This is a genomic window from Pseudomonadota bacterium (assembly GCA_034660915.1).
Taxonomy (GTDB): domain Bacteria; phylum Desulfobacterota; class Anaeroferrophillalia; order Anaeroferrophillales; family Anaeroferrophillaceae; genus DQWO01.
Genome location: JAYEKE010000223.1, coordinates 1 through 7,459 on the forward strand (window position 1 = coordinate 1; position 7,459 = coordinate 7,459).

The window sequence follows — 7,459 nt, forward strand, 5'->3', positions numbered from 1 at the left end:
AGATGCGAAAGTCAAGGCATTGGTGCAGGAGTTTGAAACCTGGCTGCATGCCTATCATGCCGAACGGCAGAAAAATGCTAAAAAAGGATTTTCCAAAGATGCCAAAAAAGGTGGTTTGCCGGCGATCTTGCAGCGTTTGATTGATAAAAACAAGAAAACCCAGAATGAAAAAGATCACTATGTGGGCAGCCAGCGTTGCGTGAAATGTCATCAGCAAAAGGTTGCCATCTGGAAAAAAACCCGTCATGCCCGGGCAATGGAATCTTTGAAGGCCAGGAAGCGGGAAAATGACCCGGATTGTTATCGTTGTCATGTCACCGGTATTGTGGGGGTTGGGGTAAATCAGGCTGCCGCTGCCGGTCAGCCGGAAAACCCATTCGCTAAACTGATTCAACGTCAGCACCGGCAGCATGAGAATTACCGGCCGAATGTTCAGTGTGAAGCCTGCCATGGACCGGGATCGCGGCATGCCGCGTCGCCGGAAAAGGCAGGAAAGATGACTTTTCCCGATGAACAGGGCTGCCGACAGTGCCATACCAGGGATACCGACCCTGATTTTTCCTATCAGGAAAAAATACACCGGGTTTGTCCATAATGTAGGGGACGTTCATAAGATTATAAGTTTCTCGCCTTTAATGAACGTGCAATTCGAATAAAAGGGGTCTAACCCCTCTTATTCTATTTATTTCTGATATTCTCCCAGAGCCAGGAGGTAGAAAAAAAACATCCGGCTGTAGCCCATCTGCAGGGGAAAAGAGAACATCATGATGATGGAAAAAGCAATCAAGCTGCAAAAGAGTGGATAATTGAGGTTGCCGGCATCGTCATGGTGGCCGTTTTTCCAGACCCGGAAAAATTGCCGTCCCCAGAGAAGTAGAAAAATTACCAGGGCCCCGATGCCGCATTCAGCTGCCAGTTGCAGGTAGTCATTGTGGGCTCTGGTGACCTGGACATTAAAGTTGAAGCAGGAATCCTTCCGGTAGCTTTTCATGTACAGGGGATAGGAAAATTGCCAGTTGCCCAGCCCCACACCCAGCAGGGGATGATCTTCGATCATCTTCAGTGTGTTGCCCCAGTGATATTGGCGGGCTTCGAGGATGGAAGTGCTGCCGACTCGGTTGACCGAGCGCATAATACGGGCCCGGGTTTTGGGGAAAACTGCCAGGCTGCCGATGATCAGCAAGGCGATCAGCATGGTCATCGCTATGGTCATGCCCCATGTTTTGATTGATAATGAACGCCGTTTGCCGACCAGGTAGTAGAGGGGAAAGAGGATGGCGTAGATTATCAGGGCCAGGATCGCCGTCCTGGTGGTGGTCATGAAAACATGAATCAGGGCCATCAGAAAAAGGGCCGCGAAAAGCAGGCTTTTGGCCGGTTGCCCGAATCGTCGTTTTAGCTCCTCCCTTTTTTGCGTCTGCCACTGTTGCCAATAATGATATCCCAGGTAAGCCGCCAGGGGGAGATTGAGGACCAGGTAATGGGCGGCTGGATTCCGGTAGCCCATGGTTGAGGCCGGCCCCTTGATGGGCAGGAGAAAAGGCAGTTGAAAATCAAAGAATTGCAGGATTCCCAGGGGGCAGAAGATGAGCAGGGAAAGGCAGGTGCCCAGCAGGGAAGCGTGGAGAAAGCGGCGCTGCTGGAAAAGGATGGCCAGGGCGATAAAGAGTTGAATGAACGCGAAGTAGATAAAAAGTTGCAGGAAACCGTTTTGTTTCACCAGACCACCGGTCAGCGACAGGGCTTGCAGGCCAAAGAGCAGGAGGAGCAGCTTTAAACCTGTATTCTGCCGGAGAAAAGATTTTGTTCGCTGCCATCTCTCCGGGTGGTAAGCGAGAGAAAAAACAAACAGAAAGGCGATAAAAAGAGCCGCGGGGTAGAGAAAGATAAATTTCGGCAGGTCATAGAGGCTGTACATAATCCGGCCCTGGGAGGTGAAACCGGTCACAAAGGGGAAAGGGGCCAGGAAAAAAAAACAGAATATCAGTCCGGTAAACAGCCCCTCGTCATAACGGCGCAGATGGTTTATGATTTGTGAGTTGTTGGATTTTGCCGGGGATTTTGCTGGCTCCTCCGGGCTACCGGGGGTTTCTGGTTCTTGGTCCATACGGTTTTTCCGCTTCCCTGGCTTTCCTTGCCCGCAGGATGGGAATAATTTTTTCCGCGCGAGTGAGGTATTGCCTTTCTTTTGGTTTGATTTTTCTATTTTTCACCTGCTTGATCAGTCGGCCGGCTTCATCAAGGTTTCCCAAAGTGAGATGGCTGTTAATCAGCTGCAGTAAAATGGGGATCTTTTTCGGGTTGCGATCCCAGGCCTGCTGATAATAGGGCACGGCCTGCGCCAGCTTGTCGGTTCTGCGGTAGGCGTCGGCAAGATTATAGGCGACATGCCAGTTGAGCGGGTATATCTGTTCACAGAGGCTTAAGGATTCTATAACCAGCTCATAATTACCGATTTTATCGGCGGCCGCCGCTCTTCTGCCCAGATCACTGATTGAATAGGGGTGGAGACGCAGAGCTTGATTAAAGGCGGCGATGGCCTGCTGGTGTTTGCCCAGCCTGTACAGGCACTGGCCGGCATCATGGAATCCCTTATAACCCTGAGTGTAGTAGCCGGGCTTGTTTTCTATCTGTTGATAAAGTTTGTCTCCCTTATGCCATAGAGTCTTCGCGATGGCAGCCTTGCCTTTTTTCAGCAGCTTTTCTCCATTGATTGAATAGGTCCGTATGGTGGCGAAAGCCATGGCTTTTTTCAGCGAGACCACACTAAAATAAAGGCTGCCGAGAAAAATTACCAGGTAGATGCAGGTCAGGAAGAGAAAATATTTATTGAGAGTCTTTTTCATGTTCATACACGGTTCTGGTTGAGATTGGCCTCTCTTTATCTTCATTTCATCTATAGCACAGAGATCGGGAATGGTGCAAAAAGAATATGGACGTCCGGGCATGATGTTGGCAGCCCTTCCCCTGGCCTTTTACGCCCGTTTCAATCATCAACAAATCAAAATTTTAATTTCAGGCACACGATACTTAATTATTGCCAAAACAGGCAATATCTGCATATTCACTATGTCGGGTTGCGGGCGAAGCCCGCGTTAACTTTATTTTATAAGCGATTCCCACGCAGGTATTATGCTCAGTTTGGACAGGGTTATAAATCGTGGTCTTCTGCCCGATTCCGGGTTGTACCGGTGAACAGCACTTTTTTTTTCCGCCGCTATATTCCCTGGATTATAGTCTTCGGTTATGTTGTTCTTCTCTACGCGACCCTGGGTTATGTTCGCTGTTTGTCCGATGCCTTGCGAGCCAGGGGGATTCTGGGGAGCGTTACCCTGGCGATTTTTTTCTTGTTGTGCGGGGCGGTTCTTGCCATGCTGCGGCGGCTGTCCTCATTTGCTTCGCGGCTGCTGATCGTTCTCCTGCTGGGCATTTCTGTGTTGAGCTCTTTTTTTCTTCCTTTTCCCGAGGAGCGGCTGCATCTGGTTGAATACAGCATTCTGGGCTGGCTGCTGGGTCGGGCACTGGCGCGCTCGGGAAAATGGCCCGTCTGCTGGGGGGTGGGAGTGTTGCTTGTCTGGCTGATTGGTTACGGTGATGAGCTGATCCAGTGGTTTTTACCCAACCGGGTGTTTGATGTTCGTGACATTTTCTTGAACGGCATTGCCGGAATGGGTGGTTTAGCGATTTTCGCGATTTTTGCCCAAGAGGTGTCCGGGAGTCCGTCATGAAAAGCTATTGTTTTACCGTGATTATTTTTCTGCTGTTGCTGCCGGCTGTTGTGGCGGTCGGCGGGGATGTTTCGTCTGCTGGGGTTCGTTATCCCCGGGTTCATTTTCTTAATGTGGGAGAAGGGGCGGCGACGCTGATTGAAACCGGAAATAACAAACATATTCTTATCGATTGCGGTAACGTGATTACCGGAGCCCGGATACTCGATTTCTGCCGTCGGTTTGGAATCAAAGACCTGGATGCTTTGATCATTACTCATCCCCATGCCGACCACATGGGCGGTGTTTTTCAGTTACTGCCGGAGTTGAATATCAAGCGCGTTTATGACAACGGTCAGCCAATCCCGGCCGTCCCGCAATGTGATATTTTTCGCTGGTATGCTGAAGCCGTGCGGCGGCTGGCATTCTATGAAATATTACGCCGGGGTGATCAGTTGATCTGGCCGGGGGTGGTGATTGACGTTCTCAGTCCGACTGATACTTCAGGAAAAAACTGGAATGACAACGCCCTGGTTCTGCGGGTCAAAGCCGGCGATTCCAGCCTGCTGCTGATGGCTGATGCCGGCAAGCGGGTGGAAGTTGCCTTGATGACTGCCAAGGTTGATTTGCGGGCCGAGGTGCTGCAGGTGGGACATCACGGCGCCGCCGACGCTTCATCGCCGGCTTTCCTGCGGGCCGTGTCACCACGGCTGGCGGTTATTTCCGTCAACAAAGACAATGTTCGTGGCTATCCGGCTCCGGAAACCATAGCCCGGTTGCAGCGGTTGGGTATCAAAACGATTCTGACCTATCAAGATGGGGATTTTGTTTGGTCTTGTAGATGAGTGTAACCTGGGTTGTTCCCCCACTAAACACCGAAATTTTTAAAAAATATGGGGAGTGTCCCTAATTTTAAACAAACAGCTCGGCCTGTTGCAAATCAGGTGCTGCGGAGTCTTTGGCAGAGAGAATCGGGGTGCCATGATCCAGAGGCCAGTTGATGCCGATCTCAGGATCATTCCAGGCCAGGGCCCGATCGTATTCAGGGAAATAAAAATCAGTGGTTTTGTAAAGGACTTCAGCGGTTTCGGAAAGAGTCAGGAAGCCGTGGCCGAACTTTTCAGGAATCCATAATTGCCGGTGATTGGTAGCTGAAAGGCGGACACCGAACCATTGGCGGAAGGTTGGCGAGTTTTGCCGCAGATCAACGGCGACATCAAAAATCTCGCCCGCCACCACCCGCACCAGTTTCCCCTGGGGTCGGTTAAGCTGATAATGCAGGCCGCGCAGGACATGTTTTTGCGAGCTGGAATGGTTGTCCTGGACGAACGGCCGCTTTAATCCGGTTTCTTTTTCCCAGCTTAGCTGGTTAAAGCTTTCATAAAAAAAACCGCGTGGGTCGCTGAAAACTTTCGGTGTTATAATGAGAACTTCGGGAATTTCAGTTTTGCTTACTTTCATGTTTTAGAACTCCGCCAGTACCCGTTCAAGATAATCCCGGTAGGTTGACTTTGGGGTTTCAAGTACCAGTTTTGCCATTTGCTGCCGGTCGATATAGCCCATTTCCAGGGCAACCTCCTCAAGACAGGCAATTTTCTTTCCCTGCCGGGCTTCCAGGGTGCCGATAAAATGGCTGGCTTCCAGCAGGCTCTTGTGGGTGCCGGTATCCAGCCAGGCAATGCCGCGCCCCAGCCTTTCCACCATCAGTTCTCCCCGGCACATATATTCCAGGTTGACATCGGTGATTTCCATCTCTCCACGTTCCGAAGGCTGCAGCTTTTTACAGACTTCCACCACCCGGTTATCATAAAGATAGAGGCCCGGAACCGCGTAACTCGAGCGCGGCTGGTCCGGTTTTTCCTCAATCCCGATGGCTTTGCCCGTTTTATCGAATTCGACCACCCCATAGCGCTTGGGATCGGTAACCGGGTAGCCGAAAATACGAGCACCGCCGGCAAAAGATGCACAGATACGCTTTAGTCCCAGGCGGCCGTAAAAAAGATTATCACCCAGGATCAGGCAGACGGAATCGCTGCCGATAAATTCTTCGCCGATCAAAAACGCCTGGGCGATGCCCTTGGGCTCCGGCTGTACGGCATAGTCAATAGAAATGCCCCAGCGCTGTCCGTCGCCCAGCAGCTCCTGAAACCGGGGAATGTCCTGGGGGGTCGAAATAATCAGGATATTATCGATGCCGGCAATCATCAGGGTGGCCAGGGGATAGTAAATCATCGGTTTGTCATAGACCGGCTGCAGTTGTTTGCTGGCCACTAGGGTCAGGGGATAGAGCCGGGTACCGGCGCCGCCGGCGAGAATAATACCTTTAGTTATGGGAGCCATGCTATTCCTGTGTCATTCTGGGGGCATTGTTAATCTTGTTGCTGTAATAATATTTTTAAGGTCTGCAGCGACAGCTTTCCCGCGATTACAACTTTAGCGATTATCGTACATCTTTTGATAATATTCTTTGTAGGAGCCATCCAGTACTGCTTCCAGCCAGGGGCTGTTTTCCAGGTACCAGTCGATGGTCCGGCGGATGCCGTCATTGAAGGATATAGCCGGCTGCCAGCTCAGCTCCCGGGCGATCTTCCCGGCATCGATAGCATAGCGCCGGTCATGACCCGGTCGGTCCTTGACAAAGCTGATCAGGGAGCGGCGGGGTTTAGCAGCCGTCAGTCTCCCGACCTTTTCGTCAACCAGATCACAGATGGTTTCAACGATTTCCAGGTTTTGTCTCTCGTTATTGCCGCCGATATTGTAAGTCTCGCCGGGCCGGCCTTTTTCCAGTACCTGCAACAGGGCCTGGCAATGGTCGGTAACGTAAAGCCAGTCACGGACATTTTTGCCATCGCCATAAACCGGTAATTCCCGGCCTTCCAGGGCGTTGTTGATGATCAGGGGGATCAGTTTTTCCGGAAACTGGTAAGGGCCGTAGTTATTGGAGCAGTTGGTCACCATGACCGGCAGGCCGTAGGTGTGAAAATAGGCCCGGGCCAGGTGGTCGGCAGCCGCCTTGCTGGCTGAATAGGGGGAGCGAGGATCATATGGAGTCGTTTCGGTGAAATAACCGGTGGCGCCCAGGGAGCCGTAGACTTCGTCGGTGCTGACGTGAAGAAAGCGATAGTTTTTTGATTGAGCGCCCTCCTTGGTCTGGTTGAGCCAGGCCTGACGGGCGGCCTCCAGCAGGGTAAAAGTACCATCTATATTGGTGCGGATAAACTCCCCCGGCCCGGTAATGGAGCGGTCCACATGGGATTCGGCGGCAAAGTGGACCACGGTATCAATCTTTTCTTCGGCAAAGAGCTGTTCCAGCAGCGGCCGATCATTGATATCGCCCTTGACCAGGTGATAACGGGGATTTTCCTTACACTCGGCCAGATTGGCCGGGTTGCCGGCGTAGGTGAGCTTGTCCAGATTAATGATCCGGCACTTCGGCAGCTGGTCCAGGGCCAGGTGAATGAAGTTGGCGCCGATAAAACCACAACCACCGGTAACCAGAATTTTATTTTGAAATAATGCTGCCATAATGGTATGGAACAAATTCGTTTTGGTTTAGTTGATTTCCATTTGCTATGTAGCATAAATTATTTCTAAAACCAAATCAAATGTATATAGGTGTCGGCCCGTAAATATTCGACTTTGTCTATAGATTGACAAATTTTTATTATTTCTCACAGAGCTTGCTATATTGTAGTAAGCCTTGCATAAAAAATAAAAAGGGAGGGCGGGGGAAATTGGAAGCGGGGTCACCG

Annotated in this window: 8 protein-coding genes; 3 read left to right on the forward strand and 5 right to left on the reverse strand. The window is 51.1% G+C overall.

The features are described 5' to 3' along the window. Nucleotides 1-595 (forward strand): multiheme c-type cytochrome (locus U9P07_12185; protein ID MEA2110162.1); only part of this gene is annotated, 595 nt, incomplete at its 5' end. Between the two features lie 87 nt (nucleotides 596-682). Here U9P07_12185 and U9P07_12190 read toward each other — a convergent pair. After that, on the reverse strand, nucleotides 683-2,107 hold the full coding sequence (locus tag U9P07_12190; protein MEA2110163.1) for an O-antigen ligase family protein: 1,425 nt from the start codon (nucleotides 2,105-2,107) through the stop codon (nucleotides 683-685). Beyond that, the gene (locus tag U9P07_12195) at nucleotides 2,079-2,852 is read right to left on the reverse strand and encodes a tetratricopeptide repeat protein (GenBank protein ID MEA2110164.1); all 774 of its coding nucleotides are present in this window, start codon (nucleotides 2,850-2,852) and stop codon (nucleotides 2,079-2,081) included. The genes U9P07_12190 and U9P07_12195 overlap by 29 nt, the downstream gene beginning before the upstream one ends. 339 nt (nucleotides 2,853-3,191) lie before the next feature. Here U9P07_12195 and U9P07_12200 point away from each other — a divergent pair, with 339 nt between their 5' ends. Both U9P07_12200 and U9P07_12205 read left to right on the forward strand, forming a co-directional pair. After that, nucleotides 3,192-3,728: a VanZ family protein gene (locus tag U9P07_12200; GenBank protein ID MEA2110165.1), complete on the forward strand. Its 537-nt coding sequence runs from the start codon at nucleotides 3,192-3,194 to the stop codon at nucleotides 3,726-3,728. Next, nucleotides 3,725-4,552 (forward strand): MBL fold metallo-hydrolase, encoded by an 828-nt coding sequence (locus tag U9P07_12205; protein ID MEA2110166.1) that lies wholly within the window; start codon nucleotides 3,725-3,727, stop codon nucleotides 4,550-4,552. The genes U9P07_12200 and U9P07_12205 overlap by 4 nt, the downstream gene beginning before the upstream one ends. Nucleotides 4,553-4,619: 67 nt before the next feature. Here the strand turns inward: U9P07_12205 and rfbC are convergent, their stop codons facing one another. The 3 genes from rfbC to rfbB form a co-directional block, all read right to left on the reverse strand. Continuing rightward, entirely contained in the window at nucleotides 4,620-5,168 is a 549-nt protein-coding gene (gene rfbC / locus U9P07_12210; protein ID MEA2110167.1) for a dTDP-4-dehydrorhamnose 3,5-epimerase, read from the reverse strand. 3 nt (nucleotides 5,169-5,171) lie between these two features. Further along, the gene (rfbA, locus tag U9P07_12215; protein MEA2110168.1) at nucleotides 5,172-6,047 is read right to left on the reverse strand and encodes a glucose-1-phosphate thymidylyltransferase RfbA; all 876 of its coding nucleotides are present in this window, start codon (nucleotides 6,045-6,047) and stop codon (nucleotides 5,172-5,174) included. A gap of 93 nt (nucleotides 6,048-6,140) precedes the next feature. After that, the gene (rfbB, locus tag U9P07_12220) at nucleotides 6,141-7,232 is read right to left on the reverse strand and encodes a dTDP-glucose 4,6-dehydratase (protein ID MEA2110169.1); all 1,092 of its coding nucleotides are present in this window, start codon (nucleotides 7,230-7,232) and stop codon (nucleotides 6,141-6,143) included. Nucleotides 7,233-7,459: the final 227 nt, after the last annotated feature.